General features: G+C 51.4%; 34 protein-coding genes. 31 read left to right on the top strand and 3 right to left on the bottom strand.

Annotated elements, in window-relative coordinates:
* Positions 1–280: 280 nt before the first annotated feature.
* Positions 281–1048, top strand: a complete 768-nt coding sequence (locus tag ABOC97_RS23055) for a lecithin retinol acyltransferase family protein (protein ID WP_349602111.1) — start codon at positions 281–283, stop codon at positions 1046–1048.
* Between the two features lie 217 nt (positions 1049–1265).
* On the opposite strand, the gene ABOC97_RS23050 is transcribed toward ABOC97_RS23055, so the two are convergent.
* Positions 1266–1568, bottom strand: a complete 303-nt coding sequence (locus ABOC97_RS23050) for a hypothetical protein (RefSeq protein WP_349602109.1) — start codon at positions 1566–1568, stop codon at positions 1266–1268.
* 124 nt (positions 1569–1692) lie between these two features.
* Here ABOC97_RS23050 and ABOC97_RS23045 point away from each other — a divergent pair, with 124 nt between their 5' ends.
* From ABOC97_RS23045 to ABOC97_RS22990, 12 genes are all read left to right on the top strand, one after another.
* Positions 1693–2094, top strand: coding sequence for a hypothetical protein (locus tag ABOC97_RS23045; protein ID WP_349602107.1), 402 nt, complete (start codon positions 1693–1695; stop codon positions 2092–2094).
* Positions 2095–2226: 132 nt separating this feature from the next.
* Positions 2227–2427, top strand: coding sequence for a hypothetical protein (locus tag ABOC97_RS23040; RefSeq protein WP_349602105.1), 201 nt, complete (start codon positions 2227–2229; stop codon positions 2425–2427).
* A 106-nt stretch (positions 2428–2533) separates the two neighbouring features.
* Entirely contained in the window at positions 2534–3133 is a 600-nt protein-coding gene (locus tag ABOC97_RS23035; RefSeq protein WP_349602103.1) for a DUF1367 family protein, read from the top strand.
* The gene (locus ABOC97_RS23030; RefSeq protein ID WP_349602101.1) at positions 3133–3339 is read left to right on the top strand and encodes a hypothetical protein; all 207 of its coding nucleotides are present in this window, start codon (positions 3133–3135) and stop codon (positions 3337–3339) included. The genes ABOC97_RS23035 and ABOC97_RS23030 overlap by 1 nt, the downstream gene beginning before the upstream one ends.
* 2 nt (positions 3340–3341) lie before the next feature.
* The gene (locus ABOC97_RS23025) at positions 3342–3761 is read left to right on the top strand and encodes a hypothetical protein (RefSeq protein WP_349602099.1); all 420 of its coding nucleotides are present in this window, start codon (positions 3342–3344) and stop codon (positions 3759–3761) included.
* A complete protein-coding gene (locus tag ABOC97_RS23020) occupies positions 3758–4366 on the top strand; it encodes a recombination protein NinG (protein ID WP_349602119.1) in 609 nt (202 codons plus the stop codon). The genes ABOC97_RS23025 and ABOC97_RS23020 overlap by 4 nt, the downstream gene beginning before the upstream one ends.
* The gene (locus ABOC97_RS23015) at positions 4363–4500 is read left to right on the top strand and encodes a YlcG family protein (protein ID WP_322264448.1); all 138 of its coding nucleotides are present in this window, start codon (positions 4363–4365) and stop codon (positions 4498–4500) included. The genes ABOC97_RS23020 and ABOC97_RS23015 overlap by 4 nt, the downstream gene beginning before the upstream one ends.
* A complete protein-coding gene (locus tag ABOC97_RS23010) occupies positions 4497–5186 on the top strand; it encodes a bacteriophage antitermination protein Q (protein WP_349602097.1) in 690 nt (229 codons plus the stop codon). Before ABOC97_RS23015 ends, ABOC97_RS23010 begins: the two co-directional genes overlap by 4 nt.
* A 235-nt stretch (positions 5187–5421) precedes the next feature.
* Positions 5422–5724: a hypothetical protein gene (locus ABOC97_RS23005; protein WP_349602095.1), complete on the top strand. Its 303-nt coding sequence runs from the start codon at positions 5422–5424 to the stop codon at positions 5722–5724.
* Entirely contained in the window at positions 5724–6260 is a 537-nt protein-coding gene (locus ABOC97_RS23000; RefSeq protein WP_349602117.1) for a lysozyme, read from the top strand. The genes ABOC97_RS23005 and ABOC97_RS23000 overlap by 1 nt, the downstream gene beginning before the upstream one ends.
* A 23-nt stretch (positions 6261–6283) precedes the next feature.
* Positions 6284–6793 carry a hypothetical protein gene (locus tag ABOC97_RS22995; RefSeq protein WP_349602115.1) on the top strand — a complete coding sequence of 170 codons (510 nt, stop codon included), beginning with the start codon at positions 6284–6286 and terminating at the stop codon, positions 6791–6793.
* 74 nt (positions 6794–6867) lie between these two features.
* Positions 6868–7053: a hypothetical protein gene (locus ABOC97_RS22990; RefSeq protein ID WP_349602093.1), complete on the top strand. Its 186-nt coding sequence runs from the start codon at positions 6868–6870 to the stop codon at positions 7051–7053.
* Between the two features lie 246 nt (positions 7054–7299).
* Here the strand turns inward: ABOC97_RS22990 and ABOC97_RS22985 are convergent, their stop codons facing one another.
* On the bottom strand, positions 7300–7473 hold the full coding sequence (locus tag ABOC97_RS22985; protein ID WP_349602091.1) for a YnfU family zinc-binding protein: 174 nt from the start codon (positions 7471–7473) through the stop codon (positions 7300–7302).
* 339 nt (positions 7474–7812) lie between these two features.
* Here ABOC97_RS22985 and ABOC97_RS22980 point away from each other — a divergent pair, with 339 nt between their 5' ends.
* On the top strand, positions 7813–8268 hold the full coding sequence (locus ABOC97_RS22980; RefSeq protein ID WP_349602089.1) for a hypothetical protein: 456 nt from the start codon (positions 7813–7815) through the stop codon (positions 8266–8268).
* A 175-nt stretch (positions 8269–8443) separates the two neighbouring features.
* Here ABOC97_RS22980 and ABOC97_RS22975 read toward each other — a convergent pair whose 3' ends face one another.
* Positions 8444–8608 carry a hypothetical protein gene (locus ABOC97_RS22975; protein WP_349602087.1) on the bottom strand — a complete coding sequence of 55 codons (165 nt, stop codon included), beginning with the start codon at positions 8606–8608 and terminating at the stop codon, positions 8444–8446.
* Positions 8609–8640: 32 nt separating this feature from the next.
* On the opposite strand from ABOC97_RS22975, the gene ABOC97_RS22970 reads away from it, so the two are divergent.
* The 17 genes from ABOC97_RS22970 (at position 8641) to ABOC97_RS22890 (ending at position 23867) form a co-directional block, all read left to right on the top strand.
* Positions 8641–9213, top strand: a complete 573-nt coding sequence (locus ABOC97_RS22970) for a terminase small subunit (protein WP_349602085.1) — start codon at positions 8641–8643, stop codon at positions 9211–9213.
* The gene (locus ABOC97_RS22965) at positions 9210–10781 is read left to right on the top strand and encodes a terminase (protein WP_349602083.1); all 1572 of its coding nucleotides are present in this window, start codon (positions 9210–9212) and stop codon (positions 10779–10781) included. The genes ABOC97_RS22970 and ABOC97_RS22965 overlap by 4 nt, the downstream gene beginning before the upstream one ends.
* Positions 10782–10785: 4 nt before the next feature.
* The gene (locus tag ABOC97_RS22960) at positions 10786–12189 is read left to right on the top strand and encodes a DUF4055 domain-containing protein (RefSeq protein WP_349602081.1); all 1404 of its coding nucleotides are present in this window, start codon (positions 10786–10788) and stop codon (positions 12187–12189) included.
* A 1-nt stretch (position 12190) separates the two neighbouring features.
* Positions 12191–13294, top strand: coding sequence for a structural protein (locus ABOC97_RS22955; RefSeq protein WP_349602079.1), 1104 nt, complete (start codon positions 12191–12193; stop codon positions 13292–13294).
* A 104-nt stretch (positions 13295–13398) separates the two neighbouring features.
* A complete protein-coding gene (locus tag ABOC97_RS22950) occupies positions 13399–14163 on the top strand; it encodes a DUF6651 domain-containing protein (protein WP_349602077.1) in 765 nt (254 codons plus the stop codon).
* Between the two features lie 88 nt (positions 14164–14251).
* Positions 14252–15391: a P22 coat - protein 5 family protein gene (locus tag ABOC97_RS22945; protein ID WP_349602075.1), complete on the top strand. Its 1140-nt coding sequence runs from the start codon at positions 14252–14254 to the stop codon at positions 15389–15391.
* 39 nt (positions 15392–15430) lie between these two features.
* Positions 15431–15643 (top strand): hypothetical protein, encoded by a 213-nt coding sequence (locus ABOC97_RS22940; protein WP_349602073.1) that lies wholly within the window; start codon positions 15431–15433, stop codon positions 15641–15643.
* 2 nt (positions 15644–15645) lie between these two features.
* Complete coding sequence (locus ABOC97_RS22935) at positions 15646–16128, top strand: DnaT-like ssDNA-binding protein (RefSeq protein ID WP_349602071.1); 483 nt, start codon at positions 15646–15648, stop codon at positions 16126–16128.
* Position 16129: 1 nt separating this feature from the next.
* Positions 16130–16483 (top strand): hypothetical protein, encoded by a 354-nt coding sequence (locus tag ABOC97_RS22930; protein WP_349602069.1) that lies wholly within the window; start codon positions 16130–16132, stop codon positions 16481–16483.
* Positions 16484–16485: 2 nt separating this feature from the next.
* Positions 16486–17085, top strand: a complete 600-nt coding sequence (locus ABOC97_RS22925; RefSeq protein ID WP_349602067.1) for a hypothetical protein — start codon at positions 16486–16488, stop codon at positions 17083–17085.
* Positions 17075–17524, top strand: a complete 450-nt coding sequence (locus tag ABOC97_RS22920) for a phage tail terminator-like protein (protein WP_349602065.1) — start codon at positions 17075–17077, stop codon at positions 17522–17524. The genes ABOC97_RS22925 and ABOC97_RS22920 overlap by 11 nt, the downstream gene beginning before the upstream one ends.
* Before the next feature lie 46 nt (positions 17525–17570).
* Positions 17571–18503 (top strand): phage tail tube protein, encoded by a 933-nt coding sequence (locus tag ABOC97_RS22915; protein WP_349602063.1) that lies wholly within the window; start codon positions 17571–17573, stop codon positions 18501–18503.
* 216 nt (positions 18504–18719) lie between these two features.
* Positions 18720–19232, top strand: coding sequence for a KilA-N domain-containing protein (locus ABOC97_RS22910; protein WP_149330471.1), 513 nt, complete (start codon positions 18720–18722; stop codon positions 19230–19232).
* A gap of 40 nt (positions 19233–19272) precedes the next feature.
* Positions 19273–19611, top strand: coding sequence for a phage tail assembly chaperone (locus ABOC97_RS22905; RefSeq protein ID WP_349602061.1), 339 nt, complete (start codon positions 19273–19275; stop codon positions 19609–19611).
* A 47-nt stretch (positions 19612–19658) separates the two neighbouring features.
* Positions 19659–19916: a DUF1799 domain-containing protein gene (locus tag ABOC97_RS22900; RefSeq protein WP_459253841.1), complete on the top strand. Its 258-nt coding sequence runs from the start codon at positions 19659–19661 to the stop codon at positions 19914–19916.
* Positions 19916–22969, top strand: a complete 3054-nt coding sequence (locus ABOC97_RS22895; RefSeq protein ID WP_349602059.1) for a phage tail tape measure protein — start codon at positions 19916–19918, stop codon at positions 22967–22969. Before ABOC97_RS22900 ends, ABOC97_RS22895 begins: the two co-directional genes overlap by 1 nt.
* Before the next feature lie 76 nt (positions 22970–23045).
* A complete protein-coding gene (locus ABOC97_RS22890; RefSeq protein ID WP_349602057.1) occupies positions 23046–23867 on the top strand; it encodes a DUF6694 family lipoprotein in 822 nt (273 codons plus the stop codon).
* The last annotated feature ends 150 nt before the right edge of the window (positions 23868–24017 follow it).

Genomic DNA, 24017 nt, shown 5'->3' with positions numbered 1-24017 from the left:
TAGCTGAACAGGAGGGACAGCTGATAGAAACAGAAGCCACTGGAGCACCTCAAAAACACCATCATACACTAAATCAGTAAGTTGGCAGCATCACCAGGTACTGCTAGTTAAATGAAGTAATAGTGAGGGCTTATCTGCCGGAGTTGCGTCAGTCGCAACAAATCACGGCCTGACCAGGACTGCAAAAAAACGATTGTTTTATAGATAAGAATTGAAAGTCATTTTAGAGCGGTAGTTGTATAATGATCACAAGAGAATACTAAACTTGTGGGGCGAAGTTATGATTCAACTGGGCGCACATTTGTCATCGGGTAGAACTGGATATACACACCACGGCATTTATGTCGGTAATGGTAATGTTGTTCATTATTCAGGGTTAGCTAATGGACTTTCCAAAGGTAATATCTGTGAAACAACGATTGAAAAATTTAGCCTTGGTCGAGATAAAATAACGATTATTACGCATCCTAATCCTAGCGAGTACTTTACTCCAATCGAGATTGTAAAAAGAGCGCGGTCTCGGATTGGTGAGAATGATTATAATATCATTTTTAATAATTGTGAGCACTTTGCTACCTGGTGCGCTACGGGAACAGCTAGCAGTGAGCAGGTAAAAAGCACAGTGAAAATCGCTGGTGCAGGCTACAACACTTATCGTGCATATCAGATGTATAAGGCATCACAACATATTAACGGTCCGGTCCTGAGGGGCGTGTGTGAGCTTGCAAAAAATCCTAGTACACAAGGCGTAGTTGCTGCACTCAGCAAATCAGCTCTTAGCCCAGGTAGTGGTAATGTGGTGTTGAAAAGTCTACTTGCAACTGCACCTAGTGCGGTGACTACTGGTAATGGTGTTGCTAGAGGAATCACTGCCATAACTACGGGTACGGTTGCAGCAACTGCAACATTATCTGGTTCAAGCGCTATTGTAGGTATTGTCAGCTCTAGCGCGGTCGCAACTGCTGCGGCTCCGGTTGCCTTAGCTGCTGGTGGTGTTGCTTTGGTTGGATATGGTGTTTGTAAGCTTTGGGATTTGCTTACAGATTGATATGCGTCCCTCTGACGAGAAACCGGCGATTGGTCAGCAAACTGGTAAGAACGATAAAACTCACCGGATCATCTTCGTGAAGGACGAACCCAAAAAACTGGTGGCATAGCGCTAAAAATCATTCTCATCACTTTTTTAGCATGGCTGAATAATAACTCTATGAGTTCCCCCTTCCCAGAAAGGGGGATGCAATTCAGTACTAAGTGTGGAAAAACAATTAATTAACTTCTTCGCAGTTGGTTGCGTAATGTGTTTTTGTCCCCAGCAAGTCAAAGTTGAAACGGGTTTCGGTCAAAGGCTTCAAACTCAGGCTGTAGCCACTTGCAACATAGCTAAGCTCACTGGCGGCATTGATCCCCCTGTAAGTCGTTTTTACGCCGTGAAAATCCATTACTGCCTTGTCATTTTCATCAAGATACTGATGGGCTTTGGTTCCATCATCGCACTGGTAAAAGAATTCTTCTTGGGCAAAAGAGCCTGTGCTGAATGTGAAGAGTGCGATGAGTACGAGTTTTTTCATAACGCCCCCATATTTGGGTAAATAGATTGTCGGGGTATGATAGTCAAAATAGTTCATTTATGTATGATATACATTGATTTTTTGGTGAAAATAAAAGTTACATAACTTGTTATAGGAGGGGGGGATGCGTTTTAGCTACGTAACTACTCTCGCTTTTGAAAAGTATGGGGCAGTTCTGATTCTGTATGTCGGTATCTTGTTTGGCGCGATAGCTGATAGCTTCAATCCATTTTTTATCAAATCTCAACTCCTTTACTACTGCATCAATCTTGCATCAGTGGTTGTCGGTCTCGGGGTCGGATTTGCTGTCTATGCGCATGCGGTATCATGGATGAGAGAGCACACTATTTGGCTATCTGAGTGGGAGAGGGAACATGGAACTCGTTTGCCACCTGCTGAAAAGGTAGCGGCTTTTATTCCTGTTTTGAAGGCACTATGGAATATATTCAGGGTTGCAGTGGTAGCGGTGACCATCTTGGCTGTAGCGGGGGTAATCTGCTATGCGATTTTTAAGGGATTTGCCTAAGTTTGTTCGTGCATAGTCAGTCAAAACAAACTGAGGTCTGAACTATCCCCCTTCGCAATAGGCTGAGATGATTCTTATACTAGCCGGGGAGTGTGTGGCGAAAGCTGATGTTTTTGAGCAATGGGAGTGGTCATGAGTGTTGGAAAAAAAGAACCAAGGAACCCGGAAGCCGCAGATTACAAAATTTACGCACGCCTTGATGCCGGGGAATCACTGGATAGCATTATTGCGAACCCTCCGACGACCAAATACGGAGTGGTTACAAAGGAGAACAATATCAGGCAAGAGTATGGATTTTGGAAGCGGTGGAGGGGAAAAGCTGCCAAGAAGTAACCCACTCTGCTGCGGCGGGTTTTTACATTGATTTCCCATTATCACCTGTACATAATGTCAGTGTTAGCCTGAACAACTGACAGCCTTATGCGCCACGGAGAACACCATGGCGCAGTTACAACTAATCAAGCAGTCCTCTGAAATCCTGATCCCGGCGACGCCCGAGACCAGCGATATTCTGCAATCAAAAATCAAGCTCGGTGCCGTTCTGGTTGCTGAGTTCAAGCAAGTCCGCAATCCGGCATTTCATCGCCGGTTCTTTGCACTTCTAAATCTTGGCTTTGAATATTGGGAGCCAACCGGCGGCGCCATTTCATCGAACGAACGCAAACTGGTGACCGGGTATGCCAAATTCCTGTCTTCTTATGGCGGCAATGAAAGCGCGCTGCTGGATGCTGCTGAACAGTATCTGGAGCAGATTGCTAGCCGTCGCGTTACCAATGGCATCAGTCTGTGCAAATCCTTTGACGCTTACCGCGCCTGGGTAACCGTTGAAGCAGGGCATTACGATGCTATCCGGCTGCCTGATGACACCTTGCGTAAGCATCCCCGCAGCATTTCCTTCTCAAACATGGACGAAATCGAATTCCAGCAGTTGTACAAGGCTGCGCTCGATGTTCTCTGGCGCTGGATATTGTCCCGCACTTTCCGAACGCAGCAGGAGGCCGAGAACGCCGCCGCCCAGCTGATGAGCTTCGGGGGATGATGCCGATGAAATACAGTTGGTTCCAACATACCGATTGCACCACCGAGCAGGCCGACGAGTTGGTGGCCAACTACAGGCGCCGTGGCGTGAAAGTCGAGCGCAGCCTGAACCGTGACAACATCACCTGGACTATCAGCGCGCAGTTGCCGGAAGGCGATAAAGCACCGCGCCCGAGCTGTGTGTGGCAAAGCAAGGCGTGGGGGTGAGCATGGCTAAATCAGCGAAATGCCTGTTCTGCGGAAAACCTGCAACCCTGCTATGCGATGGGATCATCGGCTGGGATGCTGATGAGGACGAGAACCATCATCTCAGCAATGCCCGAGGAATCTTCACCTGCGACGCACCGATGTGCGGTGAGTGCGGGACGTGGCACGGCAATATCTTCTTCTCAGGAAAGGCGGGGGGAATGGAAACCCGCGATTATTGCCCGCTATGCCAGGCGCTACATGTGAATGGTGACATCATCCGGGAGGACAAAAATCGGAAAGGAAAAGCCATTCGCGAGCCGGCCCTACAGGAAGAACAGGCTGCCATCATCCGTAAAGCCCACTGGAATAGCCGCCTGAATGCTCACCGCCATGAAGCGCACATCATCCAGGGAGGTGGACAACAATGCCTGCCATTCTGAAAAAGAAACCCCGCCGCAAGTGCGCCAACAAAGAATGCCGCCAGTGGTTCCACCCGACGCGGGACACCCAGACCGTATGCGGTTACGAGTGCGCCAGCGCATATAGCAAGGAGCAGACTAGAAAAGCCCGCGAAGACGCGCAGCGCAACGAGTTAGCCAAACAGCGCGCGGCCGAGAAAAAAGAACGAGCGGCCTGGCGCCAGCGCAAAGCCGCAGTTAAGCCGCTAAAGCACTGGGAGGATTTAACCCAACGGGTCGTCAACGACTACATCCGTGAACGTGATGCCGATCTGCCATGCATCAGCTGCAACACTTTCGATACCGTCCAGTGGGAAGCCGGCCACTACCGCTCACGCGGGAAGGCGTCACACCTCCGCTACAACGAAGACAATATCCACAAGCAGTGCCACCACTGTAACGTTGCCCTCTCTGCCAATCAGCAGCAATACCGCATCTATCTGATTGTGAAAATCGGCGCTGAGCGCGTCGAAGCGCTCGAAAACAACAACGCCCCGCATCGTTACACGATTGAAGAACTCGAAGCCATCAGAAAGCGCTACAGCGCTTTGCGTCGTGAGTTAATTAAAAGCAGGGAGGCCGCATGACATTCGAATCCTATTTTGCCGATCACCTCCGCGTTCGCTGGCAGCGGATGCGTTTATACCGTTTCGCAGGTTCAATCCTGACGGACTACCGGATACTGAAAAATTACGTGAAGACCATGGGCGGTGCAGTATGAAAACTCAATACCTCGAATACGTGCGCCAGCAGCTGATGGTGGCCACGGCTGATTTCAGTGGGGCAACAAAAGGGCAGTTAATGGCCTGGCTGGAGGATGCACAGTTCGACACTGGCACGTTTAAACGGAAAAAGCTGCGAGTATGGGACGAAGAGAACGAAAAATGGGAGACGCTGGATAACCCACCAATCCCCGGCAAGCAGTCGCATGCCAAAGGCTCTCATATCCCGCTGGTTCAGCCGGTAGAGTTTGCAACCGCATCATGGCGCCGCGCGTTGCTCTCACTCGAAGAACATCATAAAGCTTGGCTGCTGTGGAACTACAGTGAGAACACTAACTGGGATCATCAGGTCGCCATAACATGCTGGGCTTGGGATCAGTTCAGCCAGCAGATGAAAGGCAAGCGGATAGCGAAGAAGACCATAGACCGGTTACACCAGCTTATCTGGCTTGCTGCGCAGGATGTGAAGGCGGAGTTAGCTGGGCGTGATGTCTATCAGTATGGCGATCTGGCTGCGCTGGTGGGCGTGAATAAAACGAACTGGTCCCAGAATTACGTGGAGCATTATGATGCAATGGTCAGCTTGTATAAGGGGCTGGACTCCAATGCTCTACATCATGTTTCGCGATCACGTTCACAACAAAAGGCAGCAAATTATCAGCAGGGTATTGCAGAAATGAACTAATTGGCATATATTTCGTGTAAATCTGATATTGTGCCATTGTTGTATGCACTGGCAGTAAATAAGTTTTAAGGCCTCGCCATCGTGCGGGGCTTTTTCATTTCTAAGGGCTGCCGATTGGCGGCCTTTTTCTTTTTCAGGCTCCGGGAACCTTCACTTCGTGTTGCCGTTATATAGACCCGAGAGCCTGACCCCCTTTAAAACACACAGCACCCGCCATGCAGCGAGGTGAGAGACTATGAAAATGAACGATTCCGGGAATATCTTCACGCAATTTTTTGCGTGGGTAGGGACCCTTGCAGCAGCGCTGGGCTTTACCACCCAGGACGTTATTTACATGTTCTTTGGTGCTGTAGGTCTGCTTATATCACTGGCGTCATACATAAACGGTCGCATTGATGCCAGGCGGAAGCATAAAGAGGACGAGAAGCGCACCAAAATGGTCAATGACTATTTGAACGGTGTTAGCGACAAGCCGCATCACGAGAGACCAGCAGCAGCCAGTGTTGTCGTTGATGCTCTGCAAAAGGCAGGTGAATGATGGGCAACAAGGCAAAATTTAGCGCCGCAATGCTTGCCCTTCTTGCTGCTGGAGCAACAGCCCCTGAATTGTTTGACCAGTTCATGAGTGAGAAAGAAGGTAACGCGCTGGTGGCCGTTGTCGATCCCGGTGGTATCTGGTCGCTATGCCACGGCGTCACAGTAATCGACGGTAAACGAGTTGTGAAAGGCCAAACCGCCACCGAAGCGCAATGTAAGAGGGTTAACGCCATTGAGCGTGACAAGGCTCTGGCGTGGGTTGACCGCAATATCAAGGTACCGCTGACTGAACCGCAGAAGGTCGGCATTGCGTCGTTCTGTCCCTACAACATCGGGCCGGGTAAATGCTACCCGTCAACGTTCTACAGGCGCATGAACGCCGGCGACGCGAAAGGCGCTTGTGAAGCTATCCGCTGGTGGATTAAAGACGGTGGCCGCGATTGCCGCCTGACCAAAGGCCAGAAGAATGGCTGCTATGGGCAGGTAGAACGACGGGACCAGGAAAGCGCGTTGACGTGCTGGGGGATAGAGCAGTGAACAAAGTCCTTGTTGTCGCTGGGATGGCAGCAGTCATCATCATCTCGGTGCTCTGTGTACTGCTTACTCGCAGCAATGCCGTGCTGAACAAGTCCGAGAGTGACAACCGGGTACTGCGCAGCGACAACGCATTACAGGCGACGGTAATAACCACGCAGACTTTCAACTTCAACCGATTTAACCAGGTAGCAGAGAACGCCGGCCGCCTGAACTCACTGATAGATGCCGGCGCCGAGAAAATAGTCATCGAATACCGGGAGATTCTACGACGTGAAAAAAACTGTGATCTGCCTGTTCCTGCTGATGTCGCTGGTGGGTTGCTCAACTACGCGAACCGTTTACGTGCCAGCGCAATGCACGCCGATTCCGGGAACGCTGACGCAGCCGGTGATAGCGCCGCTGCCGCCGGCACAATAACATACTGCCAGGCTGTTCTGTGGATTAACCCGTTACTGGCGACCATTGAGAAGGCAAATAACCAGTTAGTGGGGATAAGGGAAATCGAAGAGAAAAGAGGACATTTAGGTCAGTAATTTCTGATGCTAGACAGCTGCAGAACATACTCTCCTATAATGTAGGTGGATACATTTGTGGTGGAGGTCGCAGTATGACTATTTTTCTACGTAGCTCTAAAACAGGGAAGGTTTTGACGCAGGAAGAGTGGCTAAATTCATTAAATGAATGGGAAGATGAAGGCGGTACATTGGCGGATGCTGATGAATTTATTGAGGTTGTAAAGGATGAGTTAGGAAACTGGGTTGAGAAAAATCCCGCCTCTTCATCCAGGACATAATCTCATGGACACTATAGCTGCTGTAATAATCAAATCAATGTGATTCAGTGGGGGCTGTTGAGGTTGCTTTCACTGATGTTTCCTTACTATATCCAGTTACTGTGTTTGAAGCATGACTCCGGCGAAAGACGTAAACCGTTGCAAGGCTATGAGCCATCCTGTTTCAAATTATGAGGATAAAGAAATGAAGCGGTTAGTTTACTAAGCGTTGAAATAATGAATGTAGTGGGCTTTTAAATCCATTGGTTACTTAATCGGCTTACTTTCAGAAGGAAGGTAGTTATTGCCGCAGTGGGGACAGACTAACGTTATGTTGTTTTTTATTTTCGAGAGGCTGTGCATTGACTGACGCGAACAGTATGGGCAGGTACTCTTCACAGGCCGTAAAGCACGCATCTTAATATCTTTGAGTATCGACATGATGGTTGTCCCAGTGATTGGTTAATTACCATACACCACATAGGGCTTAATAGCTTCCTTTTAAACCACCTATATATCATGGTTAACCCTATCCATGATGTCGATGTTGGTTGCGAGTTGCTACTGGATAAAGCCCATCAATCTTACTGACCGCGATACTGACGTCATGGACAAGCAAATCAAGCGTGACGTTCAAGTGTATAACATAGCGTGGAAGGTTCACGGACAGAACGTAGGCAGAGACTCGTAACAGTGAGGTTTTTAACAGAGGTGATCACTGGACTTTTGGCTTTGTTATCTTTGGGTTAAAATATTAGTTCTCATAAAATGGAGAATTTGATGTTCAAACTATTCAGACGCAATATCGCATCTGCGAAGATAAGGAAGTACATAGCTCATTGGATGGAAGTAATGTCACTTACATTCAGAAATTCTATGGCAGGAAATTATGTTGACCAGAAGGATTTAGACAGGATTAGCATTGTTATTATTAGTACTGCAATCACTGAAGCAAAAGTTTGTAGTGACACAATCATGACGTGTGTTGCTGAAGTGGCGTCTAGAACCGGTATGACCAAGGAGGATTTGAGCTATCTTCCTTATCAAGTGCTTGCCATAACGAAAGGGGTGGAAGGCCGTTCCCCGTTAGAATCGAAGAAGGGCATGCTTGGACTCATTTCACCTGGCTATGAGTTTTCTGATCAGGATACAAGTTGGTTTGATACTAATATTGAAATCATAACGAAGCAGCTTAAAAATGACCTGCGTAGTGTAGTAAATACGCTGCAAGATTGATTATTTTGGAGCGTATGATTTTCATAACCACCTTCGGGTGGTTTTTTATTGGCATGACTATTCCTGCCCTATTGTGAGGGCAGCCCATACTGGGCATTTCCAAAGAATCAATAGTGTCTAGATTGGTAAAAGCTTTTCAGGCTAGATGCACTATCAGTGAAGTTGGGGTTGCGTGTTAATTGCTATCAGCGTCCCTGAGTTCAACAGGATTGGCTCCATGCTCTTGGAGAAACTTAAAAGCCTCTTCTCTGGTCTCAAAAGTCACTCCTTTTAATGACGTACCATCTGGACATTCCTCAAGTGGCTTGTTGAAAAATGGGTTCATAATAGTGAGTGGCATGTCATTTTCCCTTACATTACATAGAGATAATTATGGTGCTCACCGACAAGCAAGAAATGTTCTGTCGCGAGTACCTCATCGATTTAAACGCCACGCAAGCGGCTATTCGGGCGGGGTACAGCGTCAAAACTGCAAACCGCATAGCCGCCCAGAACTTGTCAAAAGTTGACATCCAAAACAGAATCGCCGAACTCAAAGCGAAGCGCAACGAAGATGTGGGCATTGATGCTGATTATGTGCTCCGGCGCTTAGTTGAGATCGACCAGATGGACGTTCTGGACATCCTGAACGACGACGGCAGTCTGAAGCAAATCAGCTTATGGCCTAAAGCCTGGCGAACGACACTCACGGGGCTGGATATCAGCACAACCATTCTGAACTTCAACGAAGAGACGGCAGAGACCATCCTCAAAAAGATTAAGTGGCCTGATAAAGTAAAGAACCTCGAATTGTTGGGTAAGCACGTTCGTGTGCAGGCTTTCAAAGAACAAATAGAGCAGAAGGTCAGCGCAACCCACAGCATCATGCCAGTTCCTAGCTGCGATAACGTGGATGATTGGGAAGAAGCGGCACAGAAACAGCAGAGCGAGGTCCTTGGTGGATGAATTACAAAGCCGTCTGGAAACCGCTCCCTGGTTCGCAATCTCTCTCCCTGAGCTGCCCATGTAACGAAATCCTTTACGAGGGGACGCGCGGCCCGGGTAAGACTGCTGCGCAGTTGGCGCGCTTCCGTCGCCTTGTCGGCTTGGGTTATGGCTCGTTTTGGCGAGGCGTCATTTTCGATACCGAGTATAAGAACCTCACCGACATCATCACCCAGTCAAAGCGTATGTACCGCCTGTTTAACGACGGCGCACGCTATCTGGCGTCAGCATCTGAACTGCGCTGGGTGTGGCCGACTGGCGAAGAGCTCCTATTCCGATTCGGAAAAGAAGAGGGAGATTACTGGGACTACCACGGTCAGGAATTCCCGTTCATCGGATTCAACGAGCTGACTAAACAGCAGTCGCCTGAGTTCTACGAAATGATGTTCTCCTGTCGGCGTTCATCGTTCCGTCCGGAGAACTACCCACGTGATGATGGTTCGCTGCTTAAGCCGATCCCTCTGGAGACGTTCAGCACGACCAACCCATTTGGCATCGGTCATACATGGGTGAAGAAGCGTTTCATTGAGCCGGCACCGCGCGGCACCATCATTCGCGAAACACAAAGGGTGTTCAACCCTCAGACCGAACGAGAAGAGGATGTGACGCTTACTCGCGTAGCCATCCACGGTTCGTTTAAAGAAAACCCGTATCTCGATCCGCAGTACATCGCAACCCTGATGGCCATCAAAGACCCAAACCGCCGTAAAGCGTGGGTAGAAGGCTCATGGGATGTGACAAGTGGTGGGCGCTTTGACCATCTGTGGAATGCATCCTTACATGTCATTAAGCCGTTCCGCATCCCGGATAGCTGGACGGTTGACCGTTCGCATGACTGGGGCGAATCGAAGCCGTTCTCGAACCTCTGGTGGGCTCGCGCTGATGGAACTGCAGCAGTGCTGCCGGATGGTCGTCAGTTCTGCCCACCACCTGGGTCTTTGATCCTGATTGGCGAGTGGTATGGCTGCCCTCCGGACGAACTCAATAAGGGGCTGAATATGTCTTCGACGAACGTCGCGAAGGGCGTTGCGTGGGTAGATAAACGGCTGATGGGCGAAGAACCAGCTGAACCCGAAGAAATAAAGCTCAACGGGGTTACTCAAGGGCAGCTCAATATCATGCCCGGCATCTGCAAAAAGGTTGTCCCTGGACCTGCTGACGGCGCTATTTACAACACCGGCGATGATGAACTCTCCATAGCCCAAAAGATGGAATCACACGGTGTTAAGTGGGTGCCATCCAATAAGAAACCCGGATCACGAGTGAACGGAGCTGCGTTATTCGCTGACATGCTGGAGGCCGTCGTTGAGGGCAGGAAGCTGGAATCGGGTATGCCTGAGAAACCCGCGTTTTACGTGTTCGATTACTGTCGAGGCTGGATTAGTCGTGTTCCAGTACTCGTTCGCGATAGTAAAAATCCTGACGATGTAGACACCCAGCAGGAAGACCACGACTGGGATGGCACTCGCTACGCCGTATTGCATTCACCGCCAAAGAAAGTCGGCAAAGTCACCAACCTGAGGCTCTAACCCCATGCCTGATATTTCAACACCCAATCTGGACTATGGGAACATGGTGCAGGCATGGGACATTAACGATGCCCTGATGGGCGGTACGTTGTATATGCGCCAGCTCAGGGAGTCATATCTCCCGCGCTGGCCGAAGGAAGATAAAGAGGACTACCAGAAGCGCCTGGCTGTGGCCACGCTCCTTCCTGCATACGAAGAAACAATCAACCAGAACGTCGGTCGAGTATTTGCTGAGCCTATTCAGTTGGGCGAAAACGTCCCTGACCAGTTGAAAGAACACGCGAAAAACTTTGACCTGGAAGGTACCCGGCTTGACGTCTGGGCACAGTCATTCTTTGGTCTCGCGATGCAGTATGGTCTTTCACATGCTCTGGTGGACTATCCCCGAGTAGATACTGAGCAGGTGAAAACCAGGGCTGATGAAAAAGCCTCCGGCGCGCGCCCTTACGCAACGATGTTGAACCCACGTCAGGTGATTGGCTGGAAGTCGAAGATGACAGCCGGCAAGGTTGCGCTGACTGAGTTGCGAATCAAAGAAGTAGTCGTCGAGGACGGCGATGACTTTGGCCAGACAAAGGTCGAACAAATCAGGCTGCTGACCCCCGGGAAGGTTCAGATTTACCGCAAGTCCACGGGTTCCGATGGAAGTGCGAACTGGGCAGTGTACGAGGAGTGGGAGACATCCCGGAAGGACATCACTCTGGTCACGCTCTACACCAAACGTACCGGATTCATGTGCGGATTGCCTCCACTGCTGAACATGGCACTACTGAATGTTAAGCACTGGCAGAGTCAGAGTGAGCAGGACAACATTCTGCACGTGGCGCGTGTTCCATTGCTGACGGTATTTGGTCTGGAGGAGGGACAGGAACTGGTTATCGGTTCATCGTCTGCAACTCAGTTCTCTGACCGTCAGAAACAGGGGCTTGAATACGTTGAACACACTGGTACTTCAATCAGTTCGGGTAAAGAGTCTCTGACCGAACTGGTAGAGCAAATGCGCCAGGCGGGCGCGAAGCTGCTGCGAACCGATAACACATCGACGAAGTCAGTAGACCAGACTTCTGAAGAGAAGATGCAGGAGCAGTCACCGCTCTACACCATGGCAACCAGCCTGGAAGATGCGATAGACAACATTCTGCAAATTATGGCTGAGTACATTGGGGAATCGGAGGGCGGTAACGTCGATGTTCGCACCGAGCTTGATGTTGAGTCGAAGGAATTCAACCCGCCAGCGGCTCTGGCAATTCAGTCGTTACGTCAGGGCGGCGACCTTCGCCGTATTGATGCGATTAGGGCTCTTCAGAAGCTTAATCTGATTGATGCAGACGCGGACCCGGAGAAGGTTCTGGACGAGTTACTGGCTGAATCATCCTCTCTGGATACCAGAACGATAGACGAGGTGTGACATGGCCCGCTCCGTCAATGACAGGCTCCAGGATGAGACGATAGCGCATGGCCTGTATGTGACGCGCTACGGTACCGGTGTCGGTCGGCGCATGGTGGCGCTGCTGAATAAGATGGATGTAGAACTGGCTGCAAAGTTGCAGGTGCTGCTGGACGGCAAACGTGCGGATACTTACAGCGCCCGTCGACTGGCATCTCTCATGGCTGGTGTGCGCGTCCTCAACCAACAGGCCTACGAGCCGGTCAATGCTGCGCTGGTGCGCGAACTGACGCGCTACGTTGAATATGAGGCCGGGTATCAGTTGGACCTGTTCAGCAGCATCATCCCCAGGCAGATTCTCCAGCACGTTCCACTCCAGAGTATTGCATCTGAGCAGGTCTATGCCGCGGCTGTGGCGCAGCCATTCCAGGGGCGTTTGCTGAAGGAGTGGGGGAAGAAACTCGAATCTGACCGACTGGACAAGATTACCAATGCCGTTCGCTCCGGGTTCCTCCAGGGTGAAACGGTCGAGCAGATTGTCAGGCGCGTGGCGGGCACACCGCAGCGCAACCGTGAGGATGGGGTGATTAACGCTTCTCGCCGCGACCTGGCAGTGGTGGCGCGCACGGCGGTTAACCACATGGCTGCCTCTGCGCGGCAGGACTTCGCCCTGGCCAATAGCGATATCGTGAAGGCCAAACAGTGGTCGTCTACGCTCGACACGCACACCAGTCAGTGGTGCATTATTCGCGACCGCAAGCTCTACTCACTCGATGGTAAGCCGTTGGGGCATGTGGTTCCGTATCTACGTGGACCCGGAAAAATCCACTTCTGCTGTCGCTCCGGCGAAATACTGCTTACTAAGTCGTGGGCTGAGTTAAACATTCCTCATAATGAGTTGAGTGGAGCCACTCGTGCCTCGATGGACGGCCAGGTGCCTGCCAGTACCAGTTATGCCGACTGGCTAACCCGGCAGCCCTATGCACGGCAGGAACAGGTGCTTGGCGTTACCCGGGCTCAGATGCTGCGAGAGGGGAAAATCACGGTCCCGGAAATGTTCAATGATGCCGGCGAGTTTCTCACTCTGGATGCACTACGACGACTGGACGCTGCTGCATTTGAATAACACAACCCACATTAATCTCAGGCTGCCTTCGGGCGGCCTTTTTTATTGCCATAAGCCGGATGGCGAGTGGTGCAACGGTCGGATGACCTCGAAAAGGTATAAACATGAAACTGAAGACAGTAGAAGTGAACGGCAAACAGTATGCGGAAGTTGATGCTGGTGGTCTGCCCATCTACGTCCATGAGGATGGGCAGGAAGTTGGCTTTGATGCTGTTCAGGCCGTTGGAAAGATTTCTGCTTTGAATGGTGAAGCAAAATCTCACCGTGAAGCGAAAGAGTCCGCTGAAGCCAACCTGGCTAAATTTGCCAAAATTGGTGACCCGGCTAAGGCGATTGAAGCGCTGGAGATGATGACCAAAATCGACCAGAAAAAGCTGCTCGATGCGGGTGCGGTTGACCAGGTCAAAGCAGATATCACTAAATCATTCCAGAGCCAGCTTGATGAGGCCACTCAGCGAGCAACGACGCTCGAAGGTCAGCTTTACCAGGAAATGATTGGCGGGCGATTCTCCGGTTCGAAGTTCATCGCAGATAAAGTGGCCATCCCATCAGATATGCTTCAGGCCCGTTTCGGTCAGTCGTTCAAAGTTGAGGATGGCAAAGTCGTCGCCTACGACGGCGCCGGCAACAAGATTTATTCCCGCTCTAAACCTGGCGAACTGGCTTCGTTTGATGAGGCGCTGGAATTCATGGTGGAGCAGTACCCTCAGAAAGACCACATCCTGAAAGCAAGCGGTAATCAGGGGACCGGTTCACGCCAGACCCAACACACTGCCGGTCAAAAAACCATGAAGCGTGACGCGTTCACCAGTCTGAGTCCGGTAGAGCAACAATCGACCCTCAAAGATGGTATCACCATCGTCGACTAACCCCTTTACCAGTGGCCGGATGGCGGCTGGTATCAGAGCTGGATAGCTCAACCAACCCTAATTTTTCATCTCGAAGGAAACCATAAATATGGCTGGAAACACACTTACCGGGTTGATCCCGACTATCTTCACGGCTCTGGATACCGTATCTCGCGAACAGGTCGGGTTTATTCCCTCTGTATCACGTAATGCGAAAGCTGATGCGGCAGCGAAGGGGCAATCTGTCACGGCGCCGGTCGCACCGCCGGCAACGACGGTTGATATTGAACCCGGTGCTACTGCACCAGATGATGGCAACCAGAATATCGGTAACATCGAAGTTAAGATCACCAAGTCCAAAATGGCGCCGGTCAAATGGAACGGTGAAGAACAGCTGGCGCTTGGCCCCGCAGGTACATATAACACCATCCTGGCCGATCAGTTTAAGCAGGCATTCCGCGCGCTGGCTAATGAGATGGATGCCGATCTCGCCGCCTTGTATTACGCCTCCTCACGTGCTGTCGGCACTGCCGGCAAAGCCCCATTCGGTACCGCTGGCGATTTATCTGATGCGGCCAATGCGCGTCAGGTTCTGTCTGACAACGGTTCGCCAACGACTGATTTACAGATGGTCCTTGGTTCTTCAGCCATTGCTAACCTTCGCGGAAAGCAGTCGGTCCTGTTTAAGGTTAACGAGTCTGGTACCGATTCGCTGCTGCGAGAGGGCATTGTAGGTCGTCTCGAAGGCTTCAATATCCACGAATCAGCGCATGTAAAAAAACGTGCGGTTTCAGCTGCTGCAGGTTATCTGGCGAATGGTCCAAAAGAGGAAGGCGACGTCCTGATTTCGATTGATACTGGCACAGGTGCTTTTGCATCTGGTGATGTTGTTACGTTTGCTGGTGATAGCAATAAGTACCTGATCTCCGCCGCTACCGCCACGGTTATTACCCTGGCTTCTCCAGGCCTGCGTCAGGCATTGCCAGATAATACCGAAATTACCGCCGTTGACTCCTTCACTGCCAACATGGCGTTTGATCGCAATGCATTCCTGCTGGCATCCCGTACTCCGGCCATGCCTCAAGGCGGTGATACCGCAGATGATGTGATGAACGTTACAGATCCGGTTTCTGGCATCACTTACCAGGTGGCTCTGTATCGTCAATACCGCCAGGTGCGCTACGAAGTCGGTTTGTCATGGGGCGTCGCGCCAGTCAAAACAGAGCACTCTGTTTTGCTGTTGGGTTAACCATCAGGGGGCTCTGCCCCCTTTTATAATGGAGGATTTATGGCTGGTCTGACGAAAGAACAACGTGCTCAGCGTGAGGCTGAAAGACTTGCTGTTGGGCAGGGTTCGCAGAACATTATTGAGCAGAAGCAGGCAGTTCTGGTGGCAATGGTTACGGACGCCCAGCCTTTCCCCGGTGCCCCCACAACCGCTGATGTCCATCCTGATGAAGTTGAGAACTGGCAGGCACTGGGCTGGCATCTGGGGGACTAATCATGCTCGTAGCAAATCCCCATTCACCTGACTTCAACACCTACGCAAGCCTGGCTGATTTGCGAACCTTTGCAGCAGCGCGTGGTTATGCCGTGCCCGCCGATGATACCGAATGCGGCCAGATGCTAATGCAGGCGATGGATTATCTGGAGGGAAGGTCATGGCGTGGTCAGCGTTCCAGTTCCTCACAACCACTATCGTGGCCGAGAGCGGGAGTGCGTTTTGATGGCGTTAATTTGCCCAATGACGTAATCCCGCAACGTCTGGTTGATGCGCAATGTCGTCTGGCGGTCGAGTCCCTGGGAATTGACCTCACACCTTCGGTTGCTGGTGGTGGCGCCGTGACGATGGAGCGAGTGGAAGGCGCGGTGACTGTTCAGTACGAACCCGGAACGAGTAATGCGGCCCCGGCGTTTCCATGGTTCTACTCTGCGCTGCGTGGGTTAGTGGTGGGTAGCCATCAGATTCGAATGGAAAGGGGATGATATGGCTATCAACTATCTACGCATGCGTGCGACGGCGACGAGACTCCTGACAGAGAATGGAAAGGTCTATCAGTTGACCCGCGGTGGCGGCACTATCCGTGATCAGTTTGGGAAAGAGGCCACGACTCCATTTGTTACTGCCAGTGTTACCGGTGTCATTACCGAGTATTCCTCCCGCGAAATCGATGGCTCCCTAATTGCCACTGGCGATAAGAAACTGGCAGCCACTGCCGAAACGGAAGTGCGTATCGATGACCGCATCGAGATTGACGGCAAAAAGTGGCGGGTAGTGCAGCCGAATCCGGTTAAGCCTGCTGATGTGCTTATCTCCTACAACATCCAGTTGAGGGCATAACTATGGCTAGCTCTGAAAACCAGCCATTCCTGGCAGCCATTCAGTTGTTCGTTGATAGTTCTAAGCAGGAGATGGACGAAGTGGTGCGCCGGACAGGCATAAAAATCCTCGGGCGCTTGGTAGATATGTCACCCGTAGGCCAGCCGGAAGTATGGGAAGTGAACCAGACTGCGTCTGCGTATAACACTGCGGTGCGGGAGCATAACGCGACTCTGCGTGATGACCCGACCAACCTGACCAAATCAGGACGGCTTAAGCGCGGCCTGCGCGTCAACGACTCGATGGGCATCAAAAAGCCTGAGGGTTACGTCGGCGGACGATTCAAAAACAACTGGTATGTGGGTTTTGACAGCCAGCCGACCCAATCCAACGATACACCAGACGCTTCAGGCCAGGGTTCGAACTCCCGAGGCGTGGCGGTGCTGGAGGTTTTCAGGGTGGGGCAGGTCAATTCGATTTACTTCACCAACAACCTGCCTTATTCCGTAGCCCTGGAGAACGGACATTCTGGACAGGCGCCAGGCGGCATGGTGGGCATCACTGCGCTGGATGCCGCGCAGCTGTTCCGTGAGGCAATGAGCGAGGTGCGCAATGGCCGCTGATCAGTCAATGCGGATTACTGAGTTGCTGGAGAGTCGGGTCGCGGTTATTTGTTCTTCGCTTGGCCTGCCAGTGGCCTGGCCCAATATCCCCTTTACTCCACCGGATAATGCGCCTTATGGGCGCGTTTACGTGTTACCTGCTCAAACGGTTGGACAAGATCTGGCTGGAGAAATGCGAACCTACCAGGGCATTCTCCAGCTCAATATCATCGCCCCAACAGGCAGTGGCGTCACTCAGGCCAGAGGGCTGGCTAAGTCTGTCTCTGATGCGTTTCCTGAAGGGCTTGCGCTGGTGGATGGCGACCTGGCTGTATATATCAATGGGCCTCCTCAGGTGCGCCAGCCGATACAGGATCGCCCGACATCCGCACCAAATGGCAGTAGTGGCTCCATCACTTACACAAGTCCCGTCAGCATGCAGTACCGCGCTGATTACTGACCCGCCACTCGGCTGGTTTTTTATTACCTAAATTCAGGAGAATGCAATGGCATTCGCAATCCCTAACGGGTCGCGTGTAAACGTGGCCAAGGCCTATCTTGCGCCGATTACTTTCACTGCGGCATCCAATGCGACGGAATGCGAACTGACCGTTGCGTCGGCTGCCGGGATTCTGGCGGGTGATGTTGTCCAGGTTAACTCTGGCTGGTTGAAGCTCGATAACATGGTGCTGCGCGTGAAGTCTGTAACCAGCACCAAGATTGTGTTGGAAGCATTCGATACCACAGACACTACGAAGTTTCCGGCAGGCACCGGCGCGGGCACACTGCGTAAAATTGATTCGTGGATCACCATGCCGCAGGTTATGACTCTGTCCACGGAAGGCGGCGACCAACAGACCATCAGCGTGCAGTTCCTGGAGGACGACAAGGCTCGTACCATTCCAACATTTAAGAATGCGGTGGTACAGGTTTACACCTTCGCGCACGACCCTCTGCTGGCTATCTACAAGCGGCTGATTGAACTGGATGAGTCCAGTGATACCACCGCAATCTGGTTCCACAACCAGCGCGGCAAGGCAGACCGCTACTATTCTGCGAAAGTCTCATTCCAGAAGGTACCAAAGACCGAAATCAACGCCGTAGAAAGCAACGAAGCGCGTATGAACTTTGAATCGGATATGCAGATTTACCCGATCGCTGATTCCTCCGCTGTGCCGCTGGCATTCCTGACTGACCTGCCAACGACGAAAACACTTGCGACTGGCGATGCACTGGATCTGGCCGTTGTTATGCAGGGCGGATCTGCGCCTTACACCTACGTGTGGAAGAAAGGCAGCACAGCAATCCCGGGCAAAACGGCCTCAACTTTCAACATTGCTTCAGTCGCATCCGGCGACGCAGGTTCCTATACCTGCGAAGTTACCGATGCCGCAGGCAAGACCCTTACCTCGGCGGCATGCGCCGTCGCTGTCAGCTAACCAATCAGGCCCGGTTCGCCGGGCTTTATTTCGCAATGAGTACCGCTGGCGAATTTTCTGTATTCGCATTGCCCATCTTTTCAAACTGCGCCTTCACACGCGCTCTCTAACCAAGAACCTTTCAGAAAGCGTTCCTGAGAACTGCCGTTAGTGCCGGTGGGCCTCTTGGGGCGGCTTTTCTGTGTGAACAGGTTCGCTTTTTAAAAGGTACACACAATGAATCACCCAACCGTTTCAGTGAATGGGGTCTCCGTCCGTGTTGATGATGAAGGCCGGTACAACCTCAATGATCTCCATGCCGCAGCGGTGGCTGAAGGAAAAGCCACTGAATCTCAGCGTCCCAGTAACTTTCTCAAAAGTGTCCAGATTAAGCGATTCGTGAGCGAACTGACCAAAGCTACGAAAATAGCTTCGGTCAAAGTCATTAAGGGCGGTACTCAACCTGGTATTTGGGGGCTTGAGTTGGTGGCCATTCGCTATGCCGCATGGCTTAACGTAGAGTTTGAAATCAAAGTCTACCAAACGTTTCAGATGGTGATTCGCAAAGGCTTTGATGCGATGTCCCGCCTGAACAAAATCGACCACATCATCAACACTGAAACCAAAGCAATTAGCCAGTGTGCCAGTCAGATGGCTAAGTGGGGTATTGGTGGGCGCAAACAACTCCTGCATTCAGTCCGGGAGCGTGCTGCTGACGAAGTCCAGATGTATCTGCCCGGCATTAACTAATACCCGCTCCGGCGGGTTTCTTTTTTTCTAAGGAACCGAAATGACCCAATTCTCCCTGATCCCAAACCCAACCTTCTCCGCAATTGCCAGCATCCCGCGCGCCGGTACTGAAGACGGCAAGCTGACCTTCACCTTCCGTCATAAGACGCTCGAGGAACTGCGCGCTATGGACGAGAAGATGCAAAAAGCCGCTGAAGGTAAAAAAAACCTCACTGAGCCGCAGGCCGATTACCTCATGGACATTGTTGATGGCTGGGCGCTGCCTGATGATTTCACGCGAGATAACGTGATCGTCCTCCTTCAAAACTATCCGCGCGCGTTCGACAGTATCGGTCTGGCCTACACAAAAGAGTTGATGGGCATCCGCGAAAAAAACTGAGACAGGTCGCTGCAGCGCTGTATACGCCGGGACCAACTGTCGCGGAGTTGAGTGCTTTTGGTTTAACGCCTGAGGATGTGGAGGAAGAAATGGGGATCCTGCCGTCAGTCTGGCAAGCCTTCACCATTTTCTCCGCACTCACGACTCAATGGCGTGTTGGCCCAAGTGGAGCGACCGGTCTTGATTACAACGTACTCCCCTGGATGTTTCAGGCGTATAGGGTTGAGGATGCAGCGGCCTGTATGGCTGATATCCAGATTATGGAGCGCGAGGCTCTCAAAGTGATGCATAAGGAGACGACATAATGGCTGACCAGATCGCCTCGATTACTTTGCGGGCTGATGTTGCCGACCTTAAAACAGCCAGTAATGAGCTGGAAAAGTTAGGCCTGGCTGCGGCTGGTGCTGTAGATAAAGCTGATGATCTGAATAGTGTATTTCGTGCTGGTGGTGAATCGGCCAAGCAGGGAAGTGAGGGAATCAAAGAACAGCAGGCTGCGCTTAGAGGCCTGCTGGAGAATATCGATCCGGTAAACAAGGCGCTGAACCGCCTTGATGAGCAGCAGTCCGCGCTGCGCAGTTTCCAGACCAAAGGTTTTCTGGATACCGATGACTTTCAGCACTACAACAAAATTCTGGATGATACACGTTTAAAGCTTGCGGATACCGGCGAAGCCGCTGCTCGTGCTCAGGCAGAACTAGCGGCTACCCAGGCTGCTGAGAAACAATCGGCAGCACTGAAAAACCTGCTGGGATCCATCGACCCGACCACTCGTGCATTTAACTCGCTGGATGAGCAATATTCACAGTTGATCGCCCATTTCGAAGCGGGCCGTATCAATGGTGACCAGTTCGAGCACTTTAATACGGTTCTTAATCAGACACGTGAACGGCTTTCAGGCGTGGCTGATGTATTACCTGAGGCTCTCTCCCGTCAGGAGACGGCTGCACGACGTGCCGGTATATCTGTTGGTCAGTACAACGCAGCCATGCGCACACTCCCGGCGCAGTTCACTGATATTGCGACACAGCTGGCTGGTGGGCAGTCACCGTTTCTAATCCTGCTCCAGCAGGGTGGGCAGATTAAAGACCAGTTCGGTTCGGTTAAGGGGGCGCTGTCCGGCGTCGGCGAATACATCCGCAGTATGGCTGGGCTGATAAATCCAACGACGATTGCGCTTGGCGGACTGATTACCACCGTTGGCCTACTAGCTGCTGCCGCATACAGTTCATCGGAGCAGTTCGACCAAGTGGCACGGTCCGTCATTATGATGGGCGGTGCCGGTTTCGCCTCAATGCAGCTACTAAGCCAGGCCGCTGAAGAGGTGGCCGGTAAGACGAACACATCCATCAGCTCCACCGTCGATACACTGGTTACGCTGAATGACACTGGTAAGTACACTGCCGGTCAGATGAAGCTGATCGCCACGTCCATCACCCTGATGGGGAAGGCTGGCAGCGATACAAAAGCGGCGATGTCTGACTTCGGTAAGATAGTCAGTGACCCCGTCAAAGGCCTGGCGAGCCTGAATGAGCAGTATGGTTTCGTTGATGAGGCCATGATGAAACACATCATTCAGTTGCGTAAGCAGAAGGGGGAAGAGGCTGCTGTTGCGGAGGCCATTCAGCTTTACGCTGACGTTATGACCAAGCGCGCCGAAGAAACGAACAAGGCAACTGATAACATCGGCAGAGTCTGGGATTCCCTGAAAAAAAGCGCCTCAGATAACTTCAGAGATATTGGCATTACCGTTCGGGCTTGGGGAAACCAGGTTATTGATATCTTCGACCTGGTCGAGGCCTCGATAAAAGATTTATTCCTCAACATCACTTCACTTGATGCCAAGTTCACGGGAACTGTTGCTGGCTGGGCAGAAAAGATACCGGGTGGCGGTGCACTCGCTAATTTCCTCGGCATGGATGTTGAGGCTATGAAAAAGGTTGGTGCTGATGCTGACAAAGAAATCGAAGCCAATAAAAAACGCTACGACGAATTGTGGAAACGCATTACTGCACCTAACGCCCAGGCTAACTACGAAGCTGAAGCCAGAGGGGCTGGAGTCTCTGGTGAAGGTGGAACCAGTCGTGAATCGAAAAATGCAGTATCGAAGCTAGCTGAGGACTCGGCCAAAAAGACCAGAGAGACAAAGGCGACTTTGGATGCAGGCGATCGTACGCTGGAGAGCTATCGCGCCCAGGCCAGGACACTAACAGAGACTCTTGAAACACTGAGGCAGACTGGTGAAACGCAGGTCAGGAATACAGAGTTCACTAAACAGCAATCACGTTTCGCAGAACTGGATAATGCGGCCAAATCCCGTGCGCTGACATTGCAGGAAAAATCACTCCTGTCGAGCCGTGAGGCCATTCTGAATGCTGCCAGGGTGGTAGATCAAAAGAACAAGGAAGTTGAGACTCAGCAGAAGATTAACGGCCTGGCACAACAAGCCAATAAATACGCAACCCAGATGGCTGAAAAGACTGAGGCACTTCGGAGTGGATCCGGCCTGAGTAGCCGAGTGGCACAGCGTATGACGGAGGAAGCTCAGCTACGTCAGGGATGGCTGAATGGCGGTGGAAAGCTGGAGGATGCGGGCTATCAGGAGGAGTTAGCGGCGCTTCGCAACTATTACGCAGAAGAAGATAAGCTCCGGGGTGACTGGAAAGCCGGCGCACTGAGTGGCTGGAATGAGTATCTGGATGCAGCAACAAATACATACGATGCCGTTAAGAACGTTGCAAGCTCAACGTTAACCGGCCTATCTGACATGCTCACCGAGCTTATGACAACCGGCACCGCATCGGTTAAAGAGTTTGGCAAATCCATGCTGAAGATGATCCTCGAGGTTACTAACCGACTTATGGTTGCCTATGCGGTGCAGGCTGCCATGGGTTGGATTAGTGGCAGTGCTGGTGGCGGTTCAACTCCTGGCGGTGCGTACGCGAGCGCAGCTTCTGGGATGACGTTCAATGCTAAAGGTGGTGTGTATGAATCATCAGGCCTCAGTCAGTACGTGAATGGCGTTTATGATTCCCCGCAGTATTTCACCTTCCAGGGCGCATCAAAGTTCGCCAAAGGTGGTGTTTTTGCTGAAGCCGGTGCCGAGGCGATTATGCCTCTTACGCGTGATTCCGCAGGACGGTTGGGGGTAAGGGCGCAAGGTGGGGGCGGTGATGGGCCTCAAATCAACGTGGATATTTACGTTGATAACAAAGGTAATGCTTCTGCAAGCTCCAATGGAGGCGGTGACGGGGCCGCCAGAGCGCTAGCTGAACGTATGAAACAATATGTATCTGAGGGCATCATTAGGGCTATCAGAGATGATGGGGCTATTGGCGGACGCTTTGCAAAAAAATAGTGTTCGTTATATTTGGTTACATCTGAATGGCTCTTGGCTATCATGAAGAAAAACCATAGTGCCCAAGGGGATGAAAGTGAAGAAACTGATATTTGCGTGTGGTTTGGCATTACTTCTTTCTGGCTGCGATAAACCAAAGGTAGATACATCGACGGATGAAACGATGAAAACATCGCTTCAGAAGGTGAAAGAGTCTCTGCCGGAGGATAAAAGACAAGAGTTTAGTGAGGCGACATCGACAATAATGATGAATAGCGTCGACATGAAAGCTCTTATGGCCGGTGCTTTCTCTGGGAATGGTGACGCGGTTGCAACTCAGCAAGCGGAAAAGGTTAAGGAAGTTCTGAATGGTAAAACCGGGGAAGAGATAATTAACGAGGCGAAAGCTATTCAGGCGGAGCGAGCTAAAAAAGAACAGCAACAGGCTCTTCAGGAAATTACCGAGTTACAACAGAAAAAAGATGCAGCTCAAAAGGCGAAGGAGTCGTTACAGAAATTCGTAGTGACCAAATCACGTTTCTATTTTCAGAAGCAGGAGTTCGGTGGACCTCGCCCCGTCATTGAACTTAGTGTCGCGAACAATACCGCTAGTCCAATATCCAGAGCCTACTTCAAAGGGACGATTGCTTCACCGGGTCGTACAATTCCTTGGCTTGTAGATACTTTTAACTATTCCATTCCCGGTGGACTTGAGCCAAATGAAAAAGCTGATTGGCCTCTTTTACCAAACATGTTTTCCGACTGGGGGAAAGTTGAAGCTCCCGACGATGCTGTTTTCACTGTAGAAGTGGTGAGACTCGACGGCCCTGATGGAAAGGCGTTATATGATTCAGAGTCATTCGGTGAAAATGAGCAGAAACGACTAGAGATGCTTCAAAGCAAGTACGCGTCTCAATAAATCTACTTATCATCACACCTGGTCCCGTTATGGGGCTAAAGACCCAGCTTAGGCTGCAATGCCGTTCACTTAAGCGGAGCAGCATGACGGTTAACCGGATAGCGGGTTTTTGATATTTTAACCGCCCTCGGCCTTGATGGTCGGGGGCGT

This window comes from Kluyvera huaxiensis (assembly GCF_040149365.1).
In the GTDB taxonomy this organism is placed as follows: domain Bacteria; phylum Pseudomonadota; class Gammaproteobacteria; order Enterobacterales; family Enterobacteriaceae; genus Kluyvera; species Kluyvera intermedia_A.
Note: the sequence above shows the minus strand (reverse complement) of the source record. Positions and strands in the feature narration are given on the sequence as shown.